Origin of the sequence: Leptospira semungkisensis (assembly GCF_004770055.1) — a bacterium.
Lineage (GTDB): Bacteria > Spirochaetota > Leptospiria > Leptospirales > Leptospiraceae > Leptospira_B > Leptospira_B semungkisensis.
This window is the reverse complement of sequence record NZ_RQEP01000005.1, coordinates 146,766-172,238: the sequence shown is the minus strand read 5'-3', so window position 1 is coordinate 172,238 and position 25,473 is coordinate 146,766. Positions and strand designations below refer to the sequence as shown.

The window sequence follows — 25,473 nt, the reverse complement described above, 5'->3', positions numbered from 1 at the left end:
ATTAGGCTTTTGCTGCTTCCAACTTTCTCCAAAGAACATAAGAAACCGAGCATAAGATGAGAGAGACAAACGGAGTAGGATAATTCGGATCTCCTGCCAATAGGTGAGAAAGTCCAGCACCTAACACGTTGAATGTGATTCCTGCATACGCCCATTCTTTCAATCTTGGGAATTTAGGAAATAGAAGAGCAAGTGCGCTCAGTCCCTTCGCAGGCCCTAAAATGTAAGTGATATATCCTGGGTAACCAAGATGTCCGAGGCCTTCTAAGACCTGAGGGTTTTGGCTAGTATATGCGTATGCACCGAATAGATTTCCTGCAATGATCGGAGCAGTGAAGATCCAATACAATATTTGATTTGTCTTTTTACTCATGGAGTAGTTCCTCTTTTTTTCCAGATTCGATCTGTTAGGCGCTAAATGTCGAGTATGAACCTGTTCTGGTATATATGACAAAATGGCATTTTTAGATGTAAACTAAAATACAATAAAATAGTTTACTTTGTTAAATTCCTTCCGTCTGAATAGAAGAAGGACGGTGAATATGAATTTTCCAGAGAGACTTACTAAATGGATCCAATGGATCAAGAGCAAACCCAAGTTCTTAGTTCCGATCTTGGTTCCTGTTCTTCTTCTCTCGGTAGTTTTACTTTGGAAGAGTAATAGTTCCAACAAGGATGTTTCAGAGATCATCCAAGGTTCTATCATCGAATCTGTTTACGGACTTGCAACGGTGACTTCTTCGGATGTGTATCATCTCAGGGTGGCTGTGCCTTCTGCCATTCGTAAGATCTATGTTGAAGAAGGAGATCAAGTAAAGGAAGGAACTCCTCTTGTGGAGTTTGATAGTTTCGGTACCATGCGCTCTCCTCTGGACGGTGTGGTTACAAAGGTTGCTTACGAGACAAAGGAGACTGTCGTTCCTCAAACTCCGGTAGTGACCGTTATGGATCTTCGAAAAAGATATTTGATCGTTTCTTTAGAAGAGAAGGGCGCTGTCAAGGTGCAGAAGGGCCAAAAGGTCCGCGTGCGATTTGAGGCACTCGGAGATAAGAATTTCAGTGGAGAAGTGAAATCGGTCTATCCTGCGGACGGCCAATTCCAAGTGCATATTACTCCGGAGAATATTCCTCCTCAGATCCTTCCCGGAATGACTGCTGATGTTGCGATCGAAACTTCGAGCAAGGAAAATGTAGTTCTCGTCCCGATCAAAGGAATCCGTTCCGGGAAAATTAAAATATTAGAAAATGGTAAAATACAAACGAAAGAGATCCAAACCGGGATCGCGAACTCGGAATACGCAGAGCTCTTATCAGGCGAAGTAAGAATAGGGGACAAGGTTCTATTACAGGGGGACAACTGATGTTCTTCATTGCCTTAAGACAAATGTCTGCTCGAAAAAAGCAGACTCTTTTAACCTTGCTCGGGATCGTTTTGGGAGCCACAGCTTACATCGTGATTTCAGGGATCCTATTAGGTTTGCGGGAATATCTCATCGATCAGTTAGTGAACAACGACGCTCACATTCGTATATCTTCTCAGGTTAAGATCATCGGAGAGAAAGATCTAGATACGATCCTATTTCGTTCGAAGGAAATTCCTTTTTGGTCCGTTCCTCCTTCTGGAAGAAGGGACAGCGAAGAGATAGAAAATCAAGCAGGTTGGCAAAAGAAGGTCAGCTCTGATCCTGAAGTAGAGGCGAGTTCTTCTCAATTACAGATCAAAGTGATCTATAGAAAGGGAAAGATCGCCGAAGCAGGAAGGATTATCGGTGTAAAACCGGATGCTCAGTCCAAAGTAGCTCGGATCAAAGAAAATATTATCCAAGGAGATTTTTCAGAGATCCGAGAGAGCGGAAATAAACTCGTGATCGGAGAAGGCTTACGACTTCTTTTAGGAGCAAGGATCTCTGATACGGTTTATATAAGCACAGGCAAATCTGATCCGATTCCCTTCAAGATTGTTGCCGCTTTTCAAATGGGGAATAAGGCCGTAGACGACGGCTCCGCATACGCGAATCTCGCGGATGTTCAAAATCTAAACCAAACTCCGAATCGGATCAGTGATATCGTAGTCCGATTGAAAGAATTGTCCAGAGCCACTCCCAAGGCAAGAGAATGGGGGAGAGAAGGGGACGTTAAAGTCCAGAGTTGGGAGGATGTGAATGCTACTTTCATTTCCTTATTCAAGATGCAGGATGCAATTCGTTATGCTCTCGTCGGGACGATTCTCTTGGTGGCAGGATTCGGGATTTATAATATTCTAAATATAGTCATAGGGCAAAAAAGAAGAGAGATCGCCATTCTCAGATCGATCGGATATGAGCCCGTGGATATCCTAAAGATCTTTCTGATACAGGGCTTGCTTCTGGGAGTCGCAGGAGGGGTTTTCGGAATGTTACTCGGTTATCTGATCTGTAGAAGATTGGAACATGTGTCTTTCTCGAACCCTCTCATGCAAACTAAGTCAGGAATGATGATGGTTTCCTTCGAGGCTCCTATTTATCTTCAGGCATTTTTGCTAGCTTTTATCGCGACCTTGATCGCTAGCATTTTTCCGGCAAGATCCGCGAGTAAATTATCTCCGATCGAGATTATCAGGGGGGAATGATGAGCATACTAATCGAAGAAGTTCGAAAGAGTTTCGGTAAACCTCCTACAGATGTCATCAAAGGAATTAGCATGGAAATCAAGGCCGGTGAATTCGTTTCCTTAACTGGAAAGTCCGGCTCAGGAAAAAGCACTCTTCTCTATCTGATCAGCAGTTTAGATGATCCGACGGATGGAAAGGTTAGTATAGATGGAAAAGACATACACTTTCTTGGCCAGAAAGAATTGCATGCATTCCGAAATCGTCACATGGGTTTTGTTTTCCAATTTCATTATCTTTTGCCTGAGTTTACCGCTTTGGAGAATGTACTCATGCCTGCGTTAAAAGCTGGAGAGCTTACTGAGAAAAGAAAAGAGGCAATCCGTTTGTTAGAAAGATTCGATCTGGGAGATAAATTGAATCATCTTCCTTCTCAGCTTTCCGGAGGACAGATGCAAAGAGTTTCCATCGCAAGATCACTTGTGATGAGGCCCAGATATCTTTTTGCGGATGAGCCGACAGGAGCCTTGGATTCGAATAATGCAAAGATCGTAATGGATATTTTCAAGGATATCAATCATTCGGATGGAACCACTGTGATCATGGTGACCCACGATCCTGACTTTGCCAAATCTGCCAAGAGGCAGATCAAGCTGGTGGATGGTAAGATCTCCAACGGAAAAGAAAAATGATAGATAGGATCCTGGAGAGAACCTTTCTTCTTTTTCTTTCTTCCGGATTTGCAAAGACAAATACGGATCAGATAGCAAAACATATAGGGATCAGCAAGAGAACATTATATAAATATTATGATACCAAAGATAAGCTGATCGATTCTGTATTCGAATTAATGAGGTCCAAAGTGCAGGCAAAATTCGATAGCGTATTGCTGGATAAAACTAGGGATCCTATCGAAAGACTCAAGGAGATACTTTTCTTTATCTCGGACTTGGGTTCCAAGATTTCCAAAACATTTGCAAAGGATATAGAGACTGTCCGCCCGGATTTATTTGATACGATGAAGGAGTTCAGAAGACAAAGAATATTGAGCCTCTCCGATCTTTTGAGAGAAGGACAAAAAGCAGGGCAGATCCGAAAGGATATAACTCCTGAACTGACTATTGATATACTACTAGCGGCAGTGGATGGCGTTCTGAATCCGACTTATCTTTTCCAAAGCCCTTATTCGAATACGACCGCTTTTGAGGCGATCGTAAATATTTTCTTAGAAGGAGTGCAGGAAAAAAATCAGTCGGCTTGAATATTATAAAGTTTTTAAGTAAGCCATGATGAACGGTTCTATATCCCCGTCCATAACTGCTTGCACGTTCCCAGTTTCATGATCCGTGCGATGATCCTTGACCATATTATAAGGATGGAATACGTAAGAACGGATCTGGTTTCCCCAGGCTATGTCCTTCTTCTCTCCCGATTTCTTTTCTAGATCATCTTTCAGCCTTTCTTGCTCTAGCTCGTACAATCTGGCCTTTAGCATTTTGAACGCAGTGTCCCTGTTCTTGATCTGGGATCTTTCATTTTGGCACGCTACAACTATTCCGGAAGGAATATGAGTGATCCGTACGGCAGAGTCTGTAGTGTTAACGTGCTGACCGCCTGCACCGGAAGAACGATACACATCCACTCTGATATCCTTATCTTCTATCTTGATATCGATATCATCATCCAATTCAGGACTCACATGAACGGATACAAAGGAAGTATGTCTACGCTTGTTCGCGTCGAAAGGAGAAATACGCACGAGTCTATGAACTCCATTCTCGCATTTCATGAATCCGTATGCGAAATCACCGATTACATGAATGGTCGCATTCTTGATCCCGGCTCCGTCGCCTTCTTGAAAGTCAACTACGCTGTATTGGTATCCTTTCTTATCGAAGTACTTCATGTACATACGGAAGAGCATCTCTGCCCAGTCTTGGCTTTCGGTTCCGCCTGCTCCTGGATGGATATTTAAGAAGGCAGGCTTCATATCTTCGGGCTCGTTTAGAGCTCCCAAGAGTTCTAGTCTCTCGAATTCGGTTTTTAATCTTTGGTATTCGGTGCTGAGCTCGTCTACTCCAGCTTCTCCTTTCTCATCAAAGGTAAGCTCTACTAGATCAGGAAAGTCTAATATATCTCGACGAATAGAGATCCAAGGATCTAATTTTCTTTCGAGTTCAGTCTTTCTTTGGCTGATGGATTTTGCTTGGTCCGGATTATCCCAGAAGCTTGGTTCCGCGATACGATCGTTAAAGGATTTAAGTTGGTCCTGATCCTTATCAAGATTGAGGAGTTTCCATCGATTTAAAAAGTTCTCTTGTAATTCTTTGGAGAGGCGCTTCAGTTCCTTGGCGTTTCTGACTTCCATAGCGGGATAATATAGGATCCTTTAATTTCTAAATTCGGAATGCGCCGAAGTCGGATCGCAATGCAGCGGGATTAAATGCGGCGCTTTAAGTTTTTACGGGAAAATCGTTATCGAAAGAGAAAGTCTTCGCTTTGCTCTCTTGCTTCTTCCCAGCTGAAAACCGTATCTCTAAGTTGAGGGGTGTTCCCTTCGACAGTGGATACGAGCTGGTAATCTTCCCTTTTGCCAAATTCCTCTGGTAGTCGTTTTAGGACAAGTTTTCCGGAACGAATCAGGTCCAAAACATGTAGCAGAAACGGATCTCTTTCTGTGCGTTGGAGTTCCTTCATGGAGGAATAGAAGGGAAGAATGCCTTTATAGAACCAATCCACAGTCTCATTTTTGCCGGCAGCCCAGAGTTGCTCCAATCGAATGGATTCCTCTTGGACAAGACTCTTGCCTTGGAAAGGTTTTTGCAAATGCCTGCACTGATAATATAACTCGTGATTGATCTCTCTCGGAAAGGTCCGTCCGTAACCTGCGCCGATCCATTCCAACCAAGCTTTCTTTTCTCTGCTAGGCAATGCGGGAATTAATGCAAATAGATAGTTCTGGTTCCTAAACACTCTGGATTGAGCCAGATAATCCAACACTTCGTACGGGATCATGAAATGTCCTTTTTGCCATTCGATAATGACAGGTACATTTTCTACATCCAGATATTCCTGAGGAGTTTCTCCTTGGACCACGTCTCCGAACTGAGTAAGTATATAAATAAAAGATAATAGTTCTTTTCTGGTCATTGCTCGGACTAAAGTGTCCGAATCCAATCTTTGCTTTAAAGAGTTGCGAATCAAATTGTATTGTTCTAGAGGATATTGATGAGAAGATAGAATAATGCCTAGATGCTTTTCGAGCTTACGAAGGCTAGGACGATCTACTAAATCAATATTTCCGGATACTAAAAAGGGCATGACTACAGGGCTTTTTTTGCAATGTCCTTACGGAAGAAGGTCTTAGAGATTTGGAAGCTGTTTAGATAAGCATAAGCCTTATCCACAGAATCTTTTAAGTCATTTCCGTAGGAAGAGATTCCTAGAATTCTTCCACCTGTTGATACTAAGTTTCCATCCTTTTTTGAAGTGCCTGCATGAAAAACTACTAGATCTTTATTTTCGGATTTAGGAAGATTTAGAGGAATATTCTTTGCGTAAGAATCGGGATAACCTTCAGCGGCCAAAACGACTACGGTAGAAGCTCCGGAGCGCAAACCTGTTTTTACCCCTTTCAATGTCCCTTTGGCAGATGCCATAAAGATCTCCAATAGGTCTCCTTCTAACATAGGTAATACGCATTGGGTTTCAGGATCTCCGAATCTACAATTGAACTCTACAACCTTGGGTTCTCCCTTAGAGTCGATCATTAATCCTGCATATAGAAGGCCTTTATAAGGATGTCCTTTCTTGCGGAATGCTTCGAACATGGGCTGAAAGACTCGTGTATTCACTTTTTGTAATACTTCTTCGCTTGCGATCGGAGCTGGGCAGTATGCTCCCATTCCTCCGGTATTCGGTCCCAGGTCTCCGTCATACGCTCTTTTATGATCTTGGGCCGCAGGAAGAGTGAAATAAGTCTCTCCATCGCTGATCGCAAAGATGGAAGCCTCTTGGCCGTCCATGAATTCTTCGATAACTACTCTGGAACCACTCTTACCGAATTTATGATCCAAGAAAATTTCTTTTAATGCTTGCTCTGCTTGAGAAAGTTCCGTGCAGACAGTGACTCCCTTTCCTGCAGCGAGCCCGTCCGCTTTTACTACAATAGGAGCGCCTTCTTTTCTTACGTAAGCAAGAGAAGAATCATAATCAGTAAAGGAAGCATACTTTGCAGTAGGCACTCCGGCCTCTATCATTAAGGCTTTTGCAAATTCTTTGGAACCTTCGATCTGAGCGCAATAGGCGGAAGGTCCGAATACTGGAATTCCTATCTCCGCTAGCCAGTCTCCGATCCCGTCCACAAGAGGATCTTCAGGACCGACTACCACTAAATCATATTCATTTTTTTGAATGAAGCTCTGGACCGAGGATTTGTCCTTGAGATCGAAAGAATTCGCTGCCAAGATCTCATTATCCGGAAAACCTCCGTTTCCAGGGAAAACATGTAGAGAGGTCAATTTAGAGGATTGGCGGAGTTTGAATGCGATAGCGCTCTCCCTTCCTCCTGAACCGATTAGAAGAATCTTAGACATAATAATACTCTGTTCTTATCCTAGTTTTTCCAGACCTTTCTGGAGGACGTCCTTCTTCTCTTGGAGGAGTTTGAGTTTTTCCTTCTCCTTTTCTACGACGTCCGGGTTTGCCTTTGCTAAGAAGTTTTCATTTCCGAGCTTAGAAGCGAGTTTCTCTTCTTCTTGTCTAACTTTCTCGAGTTCCTTCGTGATCCTTGCTTTTTCTTTTTCGAAGTCTATCATTCCCGCCAAAGGAAGAATGACTTCTCCGAATCGGAAAGCTCCGACCGAGTCTGTTTTCTCTCCCGCATATTCGGCCGCGACTTCTATACTTTCTAAGCGCGCTAACTGAAGGATGGAAAATTCGAAGTCCTGCACTGCTGATTTAACAAGAGGATGAGAAGATTTCAATACTACCTTGCATTTCTTATCCAAAGGGACTCCGTTTTCGGCTCTTTGAACGCGAATTTGTGTAACAGCTTCTTGTAATATATTGGTCTTGAGAACTCCCTCGTCTTCTTCAGCAACGGAATAAGATGTGGGGAAGGGGGATTGTATTAGGAAATCACCTTCGCTAAATACTTCGTAAATCTCTTCGGTGAGGAAAGGCATGAAAGGATGCAATAATCCTAATGCTTTTACGAGAATGCTCGCCAAGACTTGCTTAGCGACTGTCTGGGATTCTTCTCCCAGCTTTCCGTAGATACGAGGTTTGACTAATTCGATATACCAGTCACAGAAATCTCCCCAGACAAAATCATAGATCTGAGAAGCCATTTCGAAAAACAGAAATTTGGAATATGCTTTTTCGTAGGCTGCAAGAGTCTCGTTGAACTTATGAAGGATCCATTTATCCATCGGTTCTAATTTAGAACCGTATTTGGATTCTAAATCTTCTAACTTCCAGTTTTCTTCTAAGTTCATTAGAATGAAACGACTGGAGTTCCAGATCTTATTGCAGAAGGAACGATAACCGTCCAAGCGGCTCTCGTCGAATAGAACGTCTCTCGCTTCTGGAAGAGTTGCAGCCAAGAAGAATCGGAAAGAGTCCGTTCCATACTTGCTCATCATGTCCAAAGGATCTACAACGTTCCCGACAGACTTGGAGAACTTCTTACCTTCTTTATCTCGTACTAATCCGTGAATGATTACTTTGGAGAATGGAGCCTTGCCAGTGAACTTCTTGCCCATCATGATCATTCTAGCAACCCAGAAGAAGATGATATCGAAGCCTGTAACTAGTACTGATGTAGGATAAAACTTTTGCAAGTCAGGAGTATTCTCCGGCCAACCTAAAGTAGAGAAAGGCCAAAGTTGAGAAGAGAACCAAGTATCCAAAACATCAGTGTCTTGCTCTACTTCTTTGGAACCACATTTAGGACAAGAGGTAACCGCAGTTTCTGAAACTTCAATATGCTTACAGGACTTGCAATGATAGGCAGGAATTCTGTGACCCCACCATAATTGTCTAGAGATACACCAGTCCCGAATATTATTCATCCATTCGAAGAATGTCTTCTCCCAAAGTTTAGGAACGAACTCAGTCTCTCCGGATTGAACAGCTTCAACTGCAAGATCAGCAAGAGATCTCATTTTACAAAACCATTGAGTGGAAAGATAAGGTTCAATGATCTCTCCGCCTCTTGAGTTATGACCTACGGAGTGTGTATGCTCTTCGATCTTCTCTACAAGATCCAATGCTTGTAGGTCTTCGATGACCTTTTTGCGCGCTACGAATCTTTCAGTGCCGGCATACTTGCCTGCATTCTCATTGAGAGTTGCATTCGGATTCATGACCAGAAGAGGCTTGAGTCCAAGACGTTGTCCCGCTTCGAAGTCGTTTGGATCGTGAGCAGGAGTGATCTTAACGAGTCCGGATCCAAATTCCTTATCTACAAAAGAATCAAATAGTAGAGGGATCTTTCGGCCAGTTAAAGGCAGTTCTAGTTCGGCGCCTTGGAGGGACTTGTATCTTTCATCATCCGGATGGGCCGCAACTGCAACGTCACCGAACATTGTCTCCGGTCTCGTAGTCGCTACTACTACGTATTTCCCTTTTTGTCCGACGATAGGATATCTAAGATGATAGAGCTTTCCTTTCACCTCTCTGTATTCCACTTCCAGATCGGAGATCGCAGTAAGAGTCTTAGGACACCAGTTGATGATCCTTTCTCCGCGATAAATTAAACCCTCGTCATAAAGAGTTTTAAAAACTTTGAATACAGCTTTGGAAAGTCCTTCGTCCATAGTGAATCTGGAACGGGACCAGTCCACGGATTCTCCCAGAAGTCTCTGTTGGTTTTGGATCATTCCACCTGAGTGCTCTTTCCATTCCCAAACCTTGGCTTCGAAACCTTCTCTAGTAAAATCGGTCCTCTTCTTTCCCTCTTTTAAGAGTTCTCTCTCTACTACCATTTGAGTCGCAATACCTGCGTGGTCAGTGCCCGGAACCCAAAGAGCCGACTTACCTTTTTTACGTTCGATCCGGATGAGAATGTCTTGGATAGTATGATTGAGTGCGTGACCGATATGAAGGCTTCCGGTTACATTGGGAGGAGGGATCACGATCGAATAGGATTCCTTCCCGTTTAGGTCGGGTTGGAAACTTTTTTGAGTCTCCCAGAGGGAGATCCACTTTGGTTCCACGCTTGTAGGTTCGTAACGATCGCTGATTTGCTTCTTCATGGCCTTCGTTCGGATAGAATTTTCTGTGAAAGGAAGAGGTCAAGTCGTACTGGCCTCAGTATTCTGTCCGATCCGCTGGGAATGAAATAAAAAGGCCGTATAAACATACGGCCTTACCCAATACGAGTCATAAGAAGGAACAGAGACTTAGCGGGTCTTTGCTCTTTGTTGTAAGGTTTTCTTTAGTAAGGTTTTTAAATAAGTCCCAGGGAACTTGTCCTTATCTCTGAGAAAGACACAGTTCTTACCAGTCTCAGCCTCAGGGAATTTGGATCGAAACGCCCGAACATACGATTCCTCGCAGAAATAGACGGATAGATGATTCTTATGGTTAGAGAATGCAATCCATCGCCCATTTCTTTCAAAAGTAGGCATTCCGTACTTCAAGCCTTCTCTTAAATCCTCGAATTCTTCCTTAAGAGATCCAATTAGATCCCGGATATTTTCTCTCCTCGAGAGAGGAGCTTGGTTTATATAATTCTCCACGTCCGGATTGGATTCGAATTCCAATCGCGGTAGAGTGGGAACGAGAGCATAAAGTAGCATAGACTTTTTCCCTTAGGGCGGGGCCCTTTACGTTAACCTGCGTTCGCAACCAGCTGAAGAGGCTCTTCGATAGGAGAAGGAGTTTTCTCGCCTTTGAAGAGACGAGCAAGTTCGCTCCACTCTTCTCTGCTGAAATAATCCAGTCCTCCTGCCGGGCTTCCTAATAGATCTTCAATGGTAGTATGATAAGAAACCATCAACTCGTAGATCTCAGCTTCCGAATCCTTACTTCTTCCTAAGAGATGAAAGGCTACTTTCTCGCCTAAAGCATCACTCAGATCGAAAATGATGGAAGTTAAATGATCTGCTCTCAAATTGCTTTTGAGAGAACCGTCTTTCTGACCTTCTACGATCAAAGAAGCGAATAGAGGAAAGCTAAGACCTACAGATTTGCGTCGGATCTTATCTCTCAATTGCAGGTTGCTCGCGGAGAAGAGGGATTCGAGTAGGAATCGAATCTCTTCGGATTTGCCTTTTTTCCAGTTATGAGCCACGACGAGCGCCTTGCGGATTTTTTCCAAACCGGTGCCTTCGTTTCCGAGGTCGCCGATCTCATTCAGCATTGCTGCGTGTGCTTCTTTGGAGAATTGCACTGCAATTTCTTCTAAAAGCTCTTCTTTGGATTGAAAATGGTGATAAAACGTTCCTTTGGCTATGTCCAAAGCGGATAAGATGTCCTGGATCGAGGTGGTTTCGTACCCCTTTTCGAAGAATAGCCTTCTGGATTCGTTTAGAATTCTTTCTTTTGTAGAGATTTTCGCTGGGATCATTAGATTCCTCCTGCTTAAACCGACGGTCGGTATAGACTAACAGTCGGTTTTATGTTCGCTCCGAATAGGAGTCGGTCAAACTAATTTCAGAACAAAGGGAAAAAAAATCAACAAAGGAAACAAATAAAATGAAAAATGTTTCCTGACTTTCTGGCGGAAAATCCGACGGTCGGTCGAGACCGGAGTATTGTCCGTTTTGGATATACTCAGAAAGTCGATTCGTTTAATAAAATGCGTTAGTTTTGCTTTTATTTAGAGGGAATCGATTTGATCTAAAAGTAATCGGTAGCCGCTCCCATCCGGAAAACGGGAACTTAAAAGAAATTTTTGGTCGGAGGAATTATTTCTCGGGTCGGCAAAAGGAATATTATATTTTTCTAATAATTTTGAAAGGTCCGAATGAACTGGAGAAATGGAAAAGCTGGCGCTCGGTATTTTCAAATAGATTGCTTCAAATAAACTTTGCCCGAAGTATCCTAAAAACCTTTTAGAGGATCTTAAAAACTCTAAGTATGCGAACCTAGAAAGTCTAGGATGATATTCCAGTTTGGATTTTGCCTGGTCTTTAGGCGAATGGCCTCCCACTCTCAACAATTTTTTTGTGTCGGGAATCGAGAGAAGAAAGGAATCCAATTCCTCCGTTTCTGATTCTCCAAGACTCCCGGCATAACAGAATAGATCGAAGGAGGCTTCTTCTTTGTCTAGGGATCTTAAAGAGGAATTTCTAAGATTGGGAGGGAGTAAGATCTGATCCCAATTGAATTCGGCATTATTTTGCGGATGAGGGAGAAGATCCCAATACGGATATTTTTTTCTATCTTCTCCAAAATGATCTAAGAGAAGTACTTTGGTCTTTTTGTATTCGATGGGAATAAGTACATCCCTATAATCTATTAACAAAATATCATATTCCCCATCTTTAGGAAATTCAGTAAGCCAAAAGCTTTCCCAGTTTCTATAAGGCAGAATGGAGTGAAGGATAGAACAACGAGAGAAGTGACCGGAGCCGTAGTCCTTAGCCGGCGCGACTAACAGTCCTATTCTTTTCTGATAGCTTTTGACCGGATTCGGAAGAGGAAATCGCACCTGAGGAACATCTTGATTTCCTTTGAAAAGAGAAGGTTGCTCCTTTTCCCATTCTAGTAGTTTGGAGGCTCCCAAGTCGCTGAGAGAATCGGGGAGCTTATCCTTTAAAATGTTGGAGAGGGTTTGAAAATCTTCCGGAGTATCTATGGTTAATCTGAGATTCCCGATACGAGAGCTTTCTTCTGGAGTGAGAAGACTTGCGATAGGAACGATCTTAAAACGATCCGGTTCTTCCTTGATATGAATGCTTACATGTTCTCTATATCTTTCTTCGAGTCCTTGGGGAGGAGAGGCTACTAACGCGCTAGTACGAAATAGTTCTCCTCCCATTCCTAAGGGAAGTCCTTTAAAATAAGCAAGATCGGCCTCTTCTTCCAGGAAAGATTGGATGAGAAGATCCAAATGAGTCGTATCATAGAACGGGTTGTCTCCCGTTAATCTCAGGATCGCATCAGCTCCGAACTTCTCCGCAGCTAGAATATATCTTTGCCTTACATCTTCTAAAGGTCCTTTGAAATACCTCATTCCTTTGCGAGAAAGGAATTCTTCTAATTCGGTATCTCCCTCAGGGATTAGATACACGATACGAGAAGGGGGAAGGATCTTGCTCATTCTAAAATGGATATGATCCAGGATTGTATGTCCTGATTTTGGAGGAAGCTCCGTGATCACTTTCTTAGGAAATCTTGTTGAGCCAGTCCTTGCTTGCACGAATGCAAACAGAGAACGGACAGGCTCTCTATGCGTTGAATGTATACCACTCATCACAGGAAAGGCAGGGTGCAGGAATCTCTCCGTGTTTTCCTTCTGCGGAAAGAGAAAAGATCGGATTTCCTTTTTTCCATATCTCAGCCAAGGATTCGGATTTTAGATCTCCCAATGGTTTCTGGGAGGAAGAGGGAGTCTGTTTGCATACGGAAACTTCTCCGTTTGCATTGATGTACAAGTCTCTAGAAAGATGCCAGCAAAACTCTCGGCCGAGAGGAGTGAGATCCGAGGCCCTTCTTTGAGGCAATTTGTCGGAATAAGAATTATATTTTTGTAATATGATTTCGTAGCCTGCTTTCTGTGTTCCCTCATACCAAGAATCCAATTCCGGATCTACTTCTTGGATCTTTAGAAATTGCAGATAGATAGAGAATTTAGGAAGGATTTGTGAAATCGACTCCAGGTTTTTCAAAACCTCTTCGAGATTGTCCTTTCCATAGAGTTTGGCGTAGTTTCTTTTGTCACGCGTAGTAAGATTCACTACCAGGCTGATCTTTTTCTTCTCTTCTTCCGAAAGAGAAGAAATCCCTTTTTTGAGCCCTTCCAAGTTGCCATACAAAGCGGACTCTATATACAGCTCTTTCAAATTCGGAGAAGAAATCGTTCTCTGCAATAATTCTGCAAACTTAGGATGAAGAGTCGGTTCTCCCATTCCTCCAAAGCAAACACTGTAAGAAGATTCGAACTCCTTCTCCGCTTGAGAAAGAATAGAATCTAAAAGAGCAGGGTCCAAGGATAGATTGTCCTCTTCTGGTTTTAATAGAGTTTGTCTCGGGCAGAACACGCATTCGTATTCGCAGCCTCTGTGCAGTTCTATTTCATAATAGCTGGGTGCAGATCGAAATACTGCAGGGTGAGAAACCAAGAAAGATTGGAATTCTTCATATTTCCAATCCTGTTTTTCTTTTAAGAAGGAAGAGATCAATCTATTGGAGCGAGGATCGGAGGCTGAGAAATCCAATCTCCATTGTCTCAGATCGGGAGAAGAATAGAATATCTCCGTATCGTAATGGTTGATATTCTTTGCGAGGAATTCTTGCGTTCCTCCTTCATAATTCTGAGGAAGACTTCTTACGAATTCCCTGGAAAGAATTCTAGGAACGATTCCAGAGGGAAGATTCTCGGAATAAGAATACTGAGCTAGATATTTGTCATGACGTCTAAGTAGTTCGCTTGTTAAAGAAGGATCCAAAAGAGGAGCCATTCCGTCGAAAACTAAAAAGCTTGTTTCGTCCCATTCTGGATCTCCGGTTCTGGAAGCAGGCAATCCTTCTGCGATTCGGGAGAAAAGTTCGGGCTCGGAGTTTGACTTTAAGATCTGAAAGGAAGAGTAACCTTCTTCTTTGGAAATTCTTTCTCCTTCTTCATGAGGGCCGAACCAAAGATTGGAATAGACCGGAATTCCCTTGAGTATACCTGATAATTTTTTAAGAGTTCCCGCAAAGTATGTTAAGAATTCTTGATGTGTTAGGAATCCTTTTTCGGAGACCTGATTTTCTTTTAGATAGAAGACGACTGCTTGAGGAGGGAACTTCATTATGAGGATTTCGCTTTCGGTCTTAGATACGAAACTTAATCTAGAATAAAAGTCTCGTGGTGTTCCGGGATCTTATTTTCCTTTTTATAAGCATCGTCAAAAATCTGGATGGGAACACTAGATCTTTGGTCTTTTACCCATTTTTGGAAATTATCCTCTTCTTTTTCTCTCATGAGAAGGTTTCCGATCCCCTGTCTTACGTTTTCTAAGGGAGTTGGTCTCTTGCCTTCTACCTTCAGGACGCAGTATCTTTTTCTTTCGTCTCGGAATACTTCGGAAACTCCACCTACAGGAACTGCGGAAACTGCTGCGGCTACGGAGCGACTTGTCTTGAATAATTCGAAGGAGGAGACCCAATCTATGAGTCCCTTTCTGGCTCTCAAGGTTGAATCCGTATTTCTTGGGGAACCGGCGACTAAGCTAAAAGAAGCAGGATCTGCTTGTACGGTCTTTCTAATATCGGCAGCTTCTTTATGAATTCTGGATTCTTCTGAAATGGAATCGTTTGCGGGAGCGATTGCGATTTGTCTGAATTGGATCTCGAATCCGACTTTATCCCTGTTTTGGTTGTACCAGGCTCTGATATCTTTTTCGGTCGGGGGAATATTCGGAACCTTGTACTGCATGAGCTGGGTTCTCTTGATCTGATAGGGAAGCTCGGAATACCAAAGATCGTAGGTCATTCCGGAACTTCCTTCGATTGCCTTTTCGAACTGTTTGCGGGAGCTGATCCCCATCATTTCCATTCTCTTATCGATCTCGCTTTCTAAGCGCTTCTCATTTACTTGAATGGATTCTTCTTCAGAGATCGAGTCTACGACTGCGCGGTCGATCAGAAAGTCTATGATTCTACTGCGAAGAGTCTTGCGAGTATCCTCATTCTTTAAGAAGCGGGAAAGCTTCATGTATTTGTCTTGTGCGTCGTCGTAATCCAACTCGCTGATGGATTGGCTTCCCACTGTGGCAATGATGCGATTGATGCTTTCCGCAGAATATACGGAACGTGGAGCGGAGATGATTCCTAGAAAGAGAGCGCTCGCAAATACGAGTAGCTTAGACAAAAGTCTAAATGGATTCGAGCAGGGGAAAATTCCGAACACAAGGAAAGGGTTCCCCTCTCGGGTCCGTAGTTCAACCGTTTTTCGAGAGTCCGAACGTCTCGTGAATGCGGTTTACGGCGGTTTCTGCATGAGATCTTGGGATCACACAAGAGATCTTGATCTCAGAAGTAGAGATCATCTCAATATTGATCTCCTTCTCCGCTAGAGCCTGGAACATTTGAGCCGCGACTCCTACATGGGATTTCATCCCGATTCCTACTGCAGAAACGATGGAGATTTCTTCGTTAATGTCCGGCTTCTTTGCTCCTTGAGAATTTGAGAAGGATTCTAGGATAGGAAGTGCTTGGACCAGATCTTTTTTAGGAACCGTAAATGATATAGTGTTCCTTCCGTTATAAGGAGAAGATTGTACGATCACATCCACCAGAATATCTTTGGAACTTAATTCTCCAAAAAGGACGGCCGCTAATCCAGGTTTGTCCGGAACATCAGCGATTGTAATACGAGCTTGGTCGTTCTTTGCGGTAACTCCGCTTACTTTTAATTTTTCCATGATCTTTTCCTCGTTCACAACCAATGTTCCGGGGTTATCGTTGAAGCTAGAGCGGACATGGATCACCACATCGTAATTCATTCCTAATTCCACGCTTCTAGAATGAAGGACTCCAGCGCCTAGGCTTGCGAGTTCTAACATTTCTTCGTAAGTAATTTGAGTATGTTTGCTGGCTTGGGGAACCACTCTAGGGTCAGCGGTATAAACTCCGTCCACGTCGGTATAGATCTCGCATTCTTTTGCGCCTAAAACAGCGGCTAACGCTACCGCAGAAGTATCCGAACCACCTCTTCCCAAAGTGGTGATATTCTCGTCTTGGTCTATCCCTTGGAAGCCTGCAACGATAACAACATTCTTGTCGTTTAGCGCTCTATCGATTCTGTCTCGATCTACACTTTGGATCTTAGCATTGGAGAAATTGCCGTCCGTGATCATTCGGACCTGAGATCCTGTAAAGGATTTGGCCGGGACCCCGATATCCCAAAGTGCCATTGCGAGTAATGAAATAGAAACCTGTTCTCCGGTAGAAAGGAGCATGTCCATTTCTCTCTTAGGAGGATTTTTCGTGATCTTGTCTGCGAGATCTACGAGTTCATCGGTCGTGTGGCCCATTGCGGACACAACTACAACCACATGATCTCCTTGGTCATGATAACGTTTAATTCTACGGGCTACGTTTTGGATGCGTTCCGGAGTGCCTACGGACGTGCCGCCGTATTTTTGGACGATGATGTTTGCCATGTCTCGCAACCATCTTTCTGCGGTGAGATCGGGGATCAAGAGAAATCAAAACAGGGGAAAGGAAAGAATCCTTGTTTTCAGGCCAAGTGCGCCGATCTTTATGGAGAGTTCTCCCAAGGGGAGAAGGGGGCCGCCATTTTTTCTCTGATCGACTGGATACTCATCCTTGCTTACATTCTATTTGCTTTCTCTACGGGGATCCTTCTTTCCTCCAAGGCGGGAGAAAGCCTGAGTTCCTACTTCGTTGCGGATAGAAAACTTCCTTGGTGGTGGCTCGGTACATCCATGGTGGCAACCACATTCGCCGCAGACACTCCCTTGGTCATCACTGGAATGGTGGCACAGGATGGAGTAAGTGGGAACTGGCTCTGGTGGAGTTGGGCGATCGGATATCTGATCATCACAGTCTTCTTTGCAGCTTCTTGGAGAAAGGCCGAAGTCCTTACCGACGTAGAGTTCGTAGAGCTAAGATACTCTGGAAAAGGTGCAGCAATCCTTCGAGCGGCCAAGGCATTTTTCTTAAGTATCTTATTCAATTCGATCATTTTGGGCTGGGTTTTCAAGGCAATGTCCAAGATCACTGCTCCTTTCTTGGATTGGAGTTCTCTATTAGGAGAAGCTACATTTCACTCTATACAATCCTTGTGGCCCGACTTTCTTTTATTAGGAGATTTGAATACAACTCTCACAGTGTTCGTTCTATTCTCCGTCGTTGTTTTTTATAGTAGTATGGGAGGGATCCAAGGAGTCATTCTTACCGATCTATTCCAATTTGCCTTGGGAATTGCAGGTGCAGTCGTATTCTCTATATTCGCCATCCAATACGTAGGTGGATTAGAAGGTCTATATTCTAAATTGGAATCCATCTATCCAGGAAGAGCAGAGTCTATCGTATCCTTTTGGCCAAGATTCGGAGAAGGGGATCAGGGATTACCAATTCAAGTATTTCTAATATTTATCGGAGTGCAATGGTGGATCCAGTATCATTCCGACGGTTCCGGGTATCTGGCTCAAAGAATGCATACTGCAAAGACTCCTAAGGATGCGGAACTAGGATCTCTTTGGTTTAATATAGCTAATTTTATTTTAAGAACTTGGCCTTGGGTTTTAACAGGGCTTGTTTGCCTGGTCGTATTTCCTTTAGATAAAGCAGATCTATTTCGCCCAGAAGGAATATTAGTACAATCTGATAGAGAGATTGCGTATCCGGTTCTTATGAAAGTGGTTCTACCTGCAGGAGTGCTTGGTCTTGTATTTGTAAGCTTAATGGCAGCATTCATGTCCACTGCGGACACTCATATCAACTGGGGAGCCAGCTACCTAGTCAATGACCTCTATCTTAGATTCATAAAACCGAATGCAGAGAACAAAGAGACTGTTCTTGCGGGAAGGATCGCCGTTGTTCTCATGGCTGCGATCGCAGTACTCGTCGCTGCTCAAATGCAATCCATAGGCTCCGCTTGGAAATTCTTCTTAGCAATGGCATCCGGGCTAGGGTTGCCTCAGATCCTAAGATGGATCTGGTGGAGAGCGAATGCATGGACCGAATTATCCGGAATGGCTACAGCTCTCATTCTTTCTTTGCTACTATATCCGAGTTTTCCGGAAGTGAGATCCGATTATCTTCTCTTCTGGACTGCTTTGGGAAGTGTGATTGTCTCTATATTGGTAACTTTTCTAACTCCTCCTGTTTCGGATAACGTTCTAGATTCTTTCGTAAAAAGACTGCATCCTTTCGGCTTCTGGGGAAAATGGGGAGGGGAAGTGGCGAGAACCGCATTTTACCAAAGGGTAAAGATCTGGCTCGTTTCCATTCTATCTTTGTACTCTGGTCTCTTTGGGATCGGTTACCTTCTTCGTTTGGACTTTGTGCAAGGATTTGTCTATCTATTCGTAGGACTATTCTCCGGGATCTATGTTTGGCATCTATGGAAGAAGAAAGATTCACCTGCCTCTTAAAAAAATGCTTTGCTTTGAAAAAGCTTAGATCAAATTACACTGCGAAATTTTGAAAGAACAGAAGAGGATTGTAATTCCTTTCTTCTTCGAACTAATTTCGAGATAGATAATAAAACAGGTGTTATATTAAGGAGAAGCAAATGCAATTCGGTGTGGTAGAAAAAGCATTATTACCTACTCTCTTAGCCATCGTCATGCTGGGAATGGGTTTCGGCCTGGCGATTTCTGATTTCAAAAGGATCTTTACGACACCGTTGCAAACGTTAGTCGGAACTCTTGGCCATTTTGTCATTATGCCTTTGGCTGCTTACGCAGTGGTCCTTCTTCTTGGATTGGAATATGAATTGGCCTTAGGAGTGATCTTGGTCGGCTCTTGTCCGAGCGGAACAACTTCGAATCTGATCAATTATCTTGCCAAAGGAGATGTTGCTCTTGCGGTAGTGATCACTTCTCTTTCTACTTTGCTTTGTCCGATCCTTACTCCTATCATAGTCACTTTCTTCGGTTCTCTTTTGGATTCTTCCGGAGGGAAGGTAATGGAGATCTCCTTTTTGGAAATGCTAAAGACTGTGATCGTCATCATAGTAGTCCCGATTACGATTGGAATGAGTGTGAAACGCAAATTTCCTCGATTTGCCGAGATGATAGAAAAGCCTTATAAGATCTTTTCTATTCTATTCTTGGTCTTCGTAGTAGTATTCGTTACCTATAAAAATCGTGACGAATTCTGGAACATGGTCACCCTCGTGGGACTCGCGGTGATCTTACATAATACTTTCGGGTTCGCAGTCGGTTATCTGCTTCCTAAACTTCTTCGCTTAGGAGAAAGACAGTCCCGCACGATCTCTATAGAAGTCGCGATTCAGAATACCACTTTGGGAATGACATTAGCGATTCAATTCTTCGGTCCAAAGGTCGCTCTTCCTTCTGCGATCTTTAGCATTTGGATGTACATTACAGGACTCGTGATGGCCTTGGTTTGGTCGAGGGTGCTGCCTTTGCCTGAGGAAAAGACCGCTTAAGAATATCAAATTTCTATTATATTTTATTTTAGAAAAGAAGGGCGGCTGGTTAGGCCGCCCTTTTTGTTAGAGAAGAAGGTTAACTAATGCGAACCAGAAATCGGTCACATTTGCGTCGTCAGGGTTCACAGCTTCAAAGAAGCTTTGGAAGGTGGAACTTCCTAATAGGTAATCCGATATGAATGTACCTAATGTAATTCCAGTGTTTCCGATTTCCGTTCCAGTAAATTCCACGATAGAAGTGCAATGACTTTCATTGATACTTCTATAATATGGAATGAAATACTTCAGGTTCGGATATCGATCGTACTGAGCCTTCAAATTCTCTATGTCCTGAGCCCATAGAGTGGAGATAATGTATTCCTTGTCTGCCGGGTTGTTTTCATCCAAGCCGTAGAATCTTGCGTACGAATACATAGAATAATTGGCATCCCTTCGGAAGAGAGTGATCGACAACTTATCCTTAGGATATTTCTGAGCTAAGGCTTCGCTGATCTTTCCGTAATCGGATTTGATATCGATACCTGAAAAATCTGCCTGAGCCTTGTTCACGAAATAGTCCGTATTCCAAGCGTCTCTGATCTTTTGTTGCAAAGGCCATTGATTGCCATATCCAGGCGCAGGGAAGATCGGTCCAGAGTCGTTCAATAGATAACTCATGCTAGGACTTAAAGCTTTTCTAATGAAGTGATAATTGATCAGAGATCCGGTTCCTCCGGCGCTACAACCAGAAACCATCATCTCCTTAGGCTTGTTGAAGTTTGCCTTTAACCAATTGATCACAAGTTCCATGTTGGGTGCACCCACATGTCTGTATGTAACAGGAGGGTTCTGCCCCGTAGGATCCGTATAAGTCACCACTTTATTTCCAGAATATACGTCTCCGGTGCAGTAAGGAATAAAGACCTTATTCCATGAAGAGGTCTTCACATTCTGGCCGGTCGGGTTATTCTTTAATACGATTGGAGAGATAGCGGCGTTCGGACTTCCACCAGGTTTATTTGGATCTATGAAATCTCCGAAATTCATATAATTGTCCGGAATACCGTTTGGATTTGCGGCTCCTCTAATCCCAGTCTGTCCAGTGCAACTTGCATAGTCCCAGCAAGCTCCTCCAGGCTCGAAGTAAACGAGAAGTCTACTCGAATTACCTAGGATCCAATCTAGGATACCGTCGGCTCGATCCACGAAGATCTTATATGGAGACCCGTTGCTACAAACTGCTCCGGGAATATACACAACATCATAAGATCCGTAGACTAAGCTTGTAAGATCGTCTAACGCGTTTTGCGCTTTCATTTCTCCGGCACCGCTAGCGGCCTCGGAGAATCTTGGCTCTTTCTGATCGACTAAGCCGGACAATAAGGCCAGCTCTTCGTTACTATTCGTTTGGCGATCCGGCGCACAAGCCCAAGCGATGAACAATAACGCTAAGACCGATGCACGGAACCAAATTCTCTTCACATCTTGCATTTTATTTGCCTCCAATTCTAAATCCCTATTTCGCTTTTGATTGCGGGAATTCTAGAAGTACCCGAGCCCCTTCCGTGCGATCGGAGTTGCTCAGTCGGATTCGGATCCCCATCCGATCCAATAGTTTTTTCGCAAGAGCCAGGCCGATCCCACTGGAGGATTCGGGACCGGTTGGCTTCGCTGAGAGAATTGAAAATTCTCTGAACATGTCTTTTTCGTCTTGGGGTTGGAATCCTGGGCCGGAGTCTTCTATATATATTAGTAAAACATTTTCTTCTAAAGTTTCTCTGAGTTTGCTGGAGAGAAGAATACGGGAGCCGGGAGGAGAGAATTTGGCCGCATTGCTTAGGATATTGTCGAATACTCTATATAGAATCTGAGGATTCGCATAGAATGCAAAAGGAAAACCGGAAAGTTCGTCTTCTATCCTGATATGTTTGGAGGAAAAAAGGAAATCTAGATTAGAAGCGACAGAGCGAAGTAGTAGCTCCGGATTGAGATTTTGACTCTTTCCTTCAATGGTTTCACTTTCGAGAGAAGAGCTTGCCAGAAACAAAATATCTTCTATCGATTCCAGAATCTTTCTGGAAGTCCTATCGATATGATCCAACACTTCAGGAGGTTCTACATAAGATTTTCCTAAATGATCCAAGGACAAAGCAGGACTCGGCTCTCTCGTATATAAACCGACTAAGCTTAAGATTCCAGTGACCGGGCTTTTCAGATCGTGGATCGCTATCCTTAGGATCTCGGATTTTTTTACGGATTCCATTACAAGCTTTCTGTTTAACTCACGAATGGATTGCTCCTTATGAAATGAGTTCACCTTTGTTAGAAAACTGATCCTGTCCATAAGGACAGTCATGATCAGCATAAAGGAAAAATTTTGGATGAGAAAGGAAGAAGCCCGATCCAAATAGAACAAGCAGAACAAAAAGACTGCATAGTTCAGCATATAGATGAGAGTCTTGGTCATATCTGGATAACGAAGAAGAACAGCGATCCCGAGTTGTGTGAATGCAAATAGAGAAAGGTCCGTCCCAAACTTAAAAATGATCAAGTTCATCGCGGTTCCGCTGAATGTTAGGAAGGTTGTTGCGGCAACGGCGACCCATTTTCTGGTCTTGAAATCGTTTCCTAAAATTGGAAAATTCAGAAGGATCGTAAAGAGCAAACATCCAGGAAGGAAAATAGAATTATAGATCATCAAGGGAAGATTAGTATAATCCTGTAAAAAATCTCTCCAATCAAGGAGTGCAAAGGGAATATAAGCGATACATAAGAAGGGGAAAAGATATCTAAATATCAAATATACTTCAAAGTATGCCGAGCGAACGAACTCTTCATTCTTCTTGAGCTCCTCCAAGATCTGAAAATGCTTTCTCATGAATAAGAGAAAGCTCTTGGAACGGGACCTGAAGGTGATGCAAAGATTCTTCATGGCAGACCGAGAACCTTATTATTCGAATTTTTGAATATAGAAAGAAGTCTCGGTCCTTGGGATCTGCTAACAGGAATGCTATGATCTGTGGCTAAGAGCAATCGATAGGAAGAAGGGCCGTTGAATAGTATCTTTCTTACTCCGTCTAAACGAACTAGATAACTTCGATGAGCTCGATAAAAACCGTGGATCTCCAATTCTTTTTGAAGTTGATCTAGAGTTTTGCGAACCTTCTCCACTTTTCCGTTCTTAGTAAAGATCCGAGTGTAATTTCTCTCGGATCTAGCAAATAGGATCTCTTCCGGTTCGATGAGATCTATTCCTTCTTCTTTTTTAAGAATAATCCCCTTTGGTAAGAATGAATTAGATGAAAAGGAGAGAAATCTTTCCATAGCGATCCTAAATCTTTCTCTTGTGATTGGCTTAGGTAAAAAATCCAAAGCGGAGAATTCGAATGCCTTTACTGCATTGTCTCTTTCGGAAGATACTATGATGGTTTGGAAGAAGCTTTTGCTCTCTGACTCCAAGAGTTGAAATCCCATTTTTCCCTGCAGATTGATGTCCAGGAAAAGAAGATCTAAAGAATTTTCTCGGATGAATGATTTAGCAATCTCAAGATCTTGGATGCAAGAGATAGAAGGATCTCTTTCGCCTAAGAATTCTTTAACTAATATCTCTAAGCAACGGGCAGATAAAAGGTCGTCTTCTACAATTAGGATCCGCATGGCCGAGGAGTGTAACCTAATCAAAGATAGCCGTCAACGAACAAGGGACCAAGAGAAAAATCCAAGGGACGAATGGATGGTTTTATGTAAAACGAGTGTTATTAATAACACATGCAAGTTTTATAAAATATGATAAAAATTCCTTTTAATCATTCAAAATAACGTTATGCGAAATATGTAAATTGATCTTCTCTCGGGTTGGAAGAATGGAAATGACTAAAAAATAGAATTTGTCACTTTTATCCGGATATTTGTCTGACTAAAAGCATTCCTTCTTCCTTGGAAATTTATTATTTTAAAGAAGAATACTAGTAACTGAAGAAAGAGAACGCCGATCGCATTTTTTAACTAGAGAGCGAGCTCTATGTATAAGTAAAAGATTCGGCTTCTTCTGCCAATCGGAGGGCATGGCCCAGGCTCAAAAAGGATTGGACAGCTAGGAAAAACAGGGTTTTGTTGAAAAAGCGGGACCAGTTCCCACATTCGATCTCATAGATTCCTATAATCCAATTGAAAGCTAGAATAAAGGGGAAATCCGATGTCCGGTCATAGTAAATGGGCAACGATTAAACGCAAAAAAGACGCGATCGATTCTAAAAGAGGCGCGATTTTTACTAAGGTAGTTAAAGAAATCACTGTTGCAGCGCGAATGGGCGGGGGCGACGTAAACACGAACCCAAGGCTCCGACTCGCAGTCCTGAAAGCGAAGGCTTCGAATATGCCCAAAGACAATATCGAAAGGGCAGTCAAGAAAGGGACTGGAGAATTAGAAGGCGTAGTCTACGAAGAATGTTTGTACGAATGCTTTGGTCCAGGTGGAACCGCAATCATGGTAGAAGCGGTGACCGACAAAAAGTCTAGAACCACTCCCGAGATCAAAAGCATTTTAACGAAACTAGGTGGTTCTCTCGCAACCACAGGTAGCGTTAGTCGCCTTTTTGAAAGAAAAGGTGTGATCGTAATCCCTTCCGGCCAAATTTCGGAAGAGTCACTCTTTGAACTGGCAGTAGGCGCAGGCGCCGAGGATGTTCAGAACGAGGGTGACGTTTTTAGGATCGTTACTGCTCCAGACGACTATGAAGCGGTTCAGACTGCTTTGAACGAAAAAGATGTTAAGGCAGAAGAGTCCGAAATTAAGTTCGTTGCGCTTGCGAGCACCGAAGTTTCCGACAAAGAAACCGCAGAGAAGGTCATGAAGTTGATCGATAATTTGGAAACTCATGATGATGTCCAAAGCGTAAACTCCAACTTTGAACTTTCTCCTGAGTTGGAGAAGGAATTCGGATAAGAGTTCCCACACGGTGGGAACTCCGGAAATTCTCACTTGAAAGAATGCCGAGTTTGTGGTATAGAGGGCGCGTGCGTCCCACGGGCCACTCCCCCCACCCAAGTACAGGGTGGGGGCGCCGTTTCGCTGATCCCAAGAGTTCCCACATTAGGCTCCTCTGAATGAAAATTTTAGGTATAGATCCAGGCTCTCATCGTTTAGGCTATGCCGTCCTCCAAAAGGAAAAATCCCATATCAAGGTTCTGACTTACGGAACCATAGAAGTTCCTCCTGGCACAAAGAGTCCTGTCAACCTGATCGCTATTCGAAGACAATTGGATGCGATCTTGGATGAATATCATCCGGATCTTGCCTCCGTTGAGGAATTATTCTTCGCTAAGAATAGGACCACTGCGGCCAAAGTCTACGAGTCGAGAGGAGTTGTTCTTCTTACATTAGGAGAACATAATGTTCCTGTGGTAGAGCCTACAGCGTCCCAGATCAAGAAGGGAACGACAGGCAGCGGTACTGCGGACAAGAAAGGTATAAAATCCGCTTTAAAATTATTGCTCGGGCTCGCGGATCTAACTGGCCATGACGATTCTTGGGACGCGATCGCGTCTGCGTATGTTGGCATAGCTATGAGCGGTTCTTTCGGAAAGAGATGAAATTAAGTGA

At 43.2% G+C, this 25,473-nt stretch carries 22 protein-coding genes; 8 read left to right on the top strand and 14 right to left on the bottom strand.

Annotated features, from left to right (window positions below):
* Position 1: 1 nt before the first annotated feature.
* Complete coding sequence (locus EHO59_RS00905; protein ID WP_135583855.1) at positions 2-373, bottom strand: DoxX family protein; 372 nt, start codon at positions 371-373, stop codon at positions 2-4.
* Between the two features lie 169 nt (positions 374-542).
* Here EHO59_RS00905 and EHO59_RS00900 point away from each other — a divergent pair, with 169 nt between their 5' ends.
* Genes EHO59_RS00900 through EHO59_RS00885 form a run of 4 tightly spaced genes read left to right on the top strand, consistent with a single transcriptional unit; the run spans position 543 to position 3,848 of the window.
* Positions 543-1,361, top strand: a complete 819-nt coding sequence (locus tag EHO59_RS00900; protein ID WP_135583853.1) for an efflux RND transporter periplasmic adaptor subunit — start codon at positions 543-545, stop codon at positions 1,359-1,361.
* Positions 1,361-2,608 carry an ABC transporter permease gene (locus EHO59_RS00895; protein WP_135583851.1) on the top strand — a complete coding sequence of 416 codons (1,248 nt, stop codon included), beginning with the start codon at positions 1,361-1,363 and terminating at the stop codon, positions 2,606-2,608. The genes EHO59_RS00900 and EHO59_RS00895 overlap by 1 nt, the downstream gene beginning before the upstream one ends.
* Entirely contained in the window at positions 2,608-3,279 is a 672-nt protein-coding gene (locus tag EHO59_RS00890; protein ID WP_135586372.1) for an ABC transporter ATP-binding protein, read from the top strand. Before EHO59_RS00895 ends, EHO59_RS00890 begins: the two co-directional genes overlap by 1 nt.
* Positions 3,276-3,848 (top strand): TetR/AcrR family transcriptional regulator, encoded by a 573-nt coding sequence (locus EHO59_RS00885; protein ID WP_135583849.1) that lies wholly within the window; start codon positions 3,276-3,278, stop codon positions 3,846-3,848. Before EHO59_RS00890 ends, EHO59_RS00885 begins: the two co-directional genes overlap by 4 nt.
* A gap of 3 nt (positions 3,849-3,851) precedes the next feature.
* Here EHO59_RS00885 and prfB read toward each other — a convergent pair whose 3' ends face one another.
* From prfB to EHO59_RS00835, 10 genes are all read right to left on the bottom strand, one after another.
* Positions 3,852-4,955, bottom strand: coding sequence for a peptide chain release factor 2 (gene prfB / locus EHO59_RS00880; protein WP_135583846.1), 1,104 nt, complete (start codon positions 4,953-4,955; stop codon positions 3,852-3,854).
* Positions 4,956-5,062: 107 nt separating this feature from the next.
* Positions 5,063-5,908, bottom strand: a complete 846-nt coding sequence (locus tag EHO59_RS00875) for a hypothetical protein (protein ID WP_135583844.1) — start codon at positions 5,906-5,908, stop codon at positions 5,063-5,065.
* A gap of 2 nt (positions 5,909-5,910) precedes the next feature.
* Positions 5,911-7,182: a phosphoribosylamine--glycine ligase gene (gene purD / locus EHO59_RS00870; RefSeq protein ID WP_135583842.1), complete on the bottom strand. Its 1,272-nt coding sequence runs from the start codon at positions 7,180-7,182 to the stop codon at positions 5,911-5,913.
* Between the two features lie 15 nt (positions 7,183-7,197).
* Entirely contained in the window at positions 7,198-9,846 is a 2,649-nt protein-coding gene (locus EHO59_RS00865; RefSeq protein WP_135583840.1) for a valine--tRNA ligase, read from the bottom strand.
* 147 nt (positions 9,847-9,993) lie between these two features.
* On the bottom strand, positions 9,994-10,392 hold the full coding sequence (locus tag EHO59_RS00860) for an iron chaperone (protein ID WP_135583838.1): 399 nt from the start codon (positions 10,390-10,392) through the stop codon (positions 9,994-9,996).
* A gap of 32 nt (positions 10,393-10,424) precedes the next feature.
* Positions 10,425-11,162: a TetR/AcrR family transcriptional regulator gene (locus EHO59_RS00855; RefSeq protein ID WP_135583835.1), complete on the bottom strand. Its 738-nt coding sequence runs from the start codon at positions 11,160-11,162 to the stop codon at positions 10,425-10,427.
* A gap of 252 nt (positions 11,163-11,414) precedes the next feature.
* Positions 11,415-13,013: a cytidylyltransferase domain-containing protein gene (locus EHO59_RS00850; protein ID WP_135583834.1), complete on the bottom strand. Its 1,599-nt coding sequence runs from the start codon at positions 13,011-13,013 to the stop codon at positions 11,415-11,417.
* The gene (locus tag EHO59_RS00845; RefSeq protein WP_135583832.1) at positions 12,988-14,553 is read right to left on the bottom strand and encodes a spiro-SPASM protein; all 1,566 of its coding nucleotides are present in this window, start codon (positions 14,551-14,553) and stop codon (positions 12,988-12,990) included. Before EHO59_RS00845 ends, EHO59_RS00850 begins: the two co-directional genes overlap by 26 nt.
* 35 nt (positions 14,554-14,588) lie before the next feature.
* Positions 14,589-15,614 carry a putative peptidyl-prolyl cis-trans isomerase gene (locus EHO59_RS00840; protein WP_425460195.1) on the bottom strand — a complete coding sequence of 342 codons (1,026 nt, stop codon included), beginning with the start codon at positions 15,612-15,614 and terminating at the stop codon, positions 14,589-14,591.
* 70 nt (positions 15,615-15,684) lie between these two features.
* Positions 15,685-16,908 carry an aspartate kinase gene (locus EHO59_RS00835; protein WP_135583828.1) on the bottom strand — a complete coding sequence of 408 codons (1,224 nt, stop codon included), beginning with the start codon at positions 16,906-16,908 and terminating at the stop codon, positions 15,685-15,687.
* Between the two features lie 135 nt (positions 16,909-17,043).
* Here EHO59_RS00835 and EHO59_RS00830 point away from each other — a divergent pair, with 135 nt between their 5' ends.
* A complete protein-coding gene (locus EHO59_RS00830; protein ID WP_135586371.1) occupies positions 17,044-18,867 on the top strand; it encodes a sodium:solute symporter family protein in 1,824 nt (607 codons plus the stop codon).
* Between the two features lie 140 nt (positions 18,868-19,007).
* On the top strand, positions 19,008-19,889 hold the full coding sequence (locus EHO59_RS00825; RefSeq protein WP_135583827.1) for a bile acid:sodium symporter family protein: 882 nt from the start codon (positions 19,008-19,010) through the stop codon (positions 19,887-19,889).
* A 66-nt stretch (positions 19,890-19,955) separates the two neighbouring features.
* On the opposite strand, the gene EHO59_RS00820 is transcribed toward EHO59_RS00825, so the two are convergent.
* From EHO59_RS00820 to EHO59_RS00810, 3 genes are read right to left on the bottom strand one after another with little or no spacing between them, the layout of a single operon-like run.
* A complete protein-coding gene (locus EHO59_RS00820) occupies positions 19,956-21,362 on the bottom strand; it encodes a pectin acetylesterase-family hydrolase (RefSeq protein ID WP_135583825.1) in 1,407 nt (468 codons plus the stop codon).
* A gap of 25 nt (positions 21,363-21,387) precedes the next feature.
* Positions 21,388-22,749: a sensor histidine kinase gene (locus tag EHO59_RS00815; protein ID WP_246052569.1), complete on the bottom strand. Its 1,362-nt coding sequence runs from the start codon at positions 22,747-22,749 to the stop codon at positions 21,388-21,390.
* Between the two features lie 50 nt (positions 22,750-22,799).
* Entirely contained in the window at positions 22,800-23,528 is a 729-nt protein-coding gene (locus EHO59_RS00810) for a LytR/AlgR family response regulator transcription factor (RefSeq protein ID WP_135583821.1), read from the bottom strand.
* Positions 23,529-24,066: 538 nt separating this feature from the next.
* Between EHO59_RS00810 and EHO59_RS00805 the strand changes: the two genes are divergently transcribed.
* Positions 24,067-24,816, top strand: coding sequence for a YebC/PmpR family DNA-binding transcriptional regulator (locus EHO59_RS00805; RefSeq protein WP_135583819.1), 750 nt, complete (start codon positions 24,067-24,069; stop codon positions 24,814-24,816).
* 161 nt (positions 24,817-24,977) lie between these two features.
* Positions 24,978-25,463: a crossover junction endodeoxyribonuclease RuvC gene (locus tag EHO59_RS00800; RefSeq protein WP_135583817.1), complete on the top strand. Its 486-nt coding sequence runs from the start codon at positions 24,978-24,980 to the stop codon at positions 25,461-25,463.
* Positions 25,464-25,473: the final 10 nt, after the last annotated feature.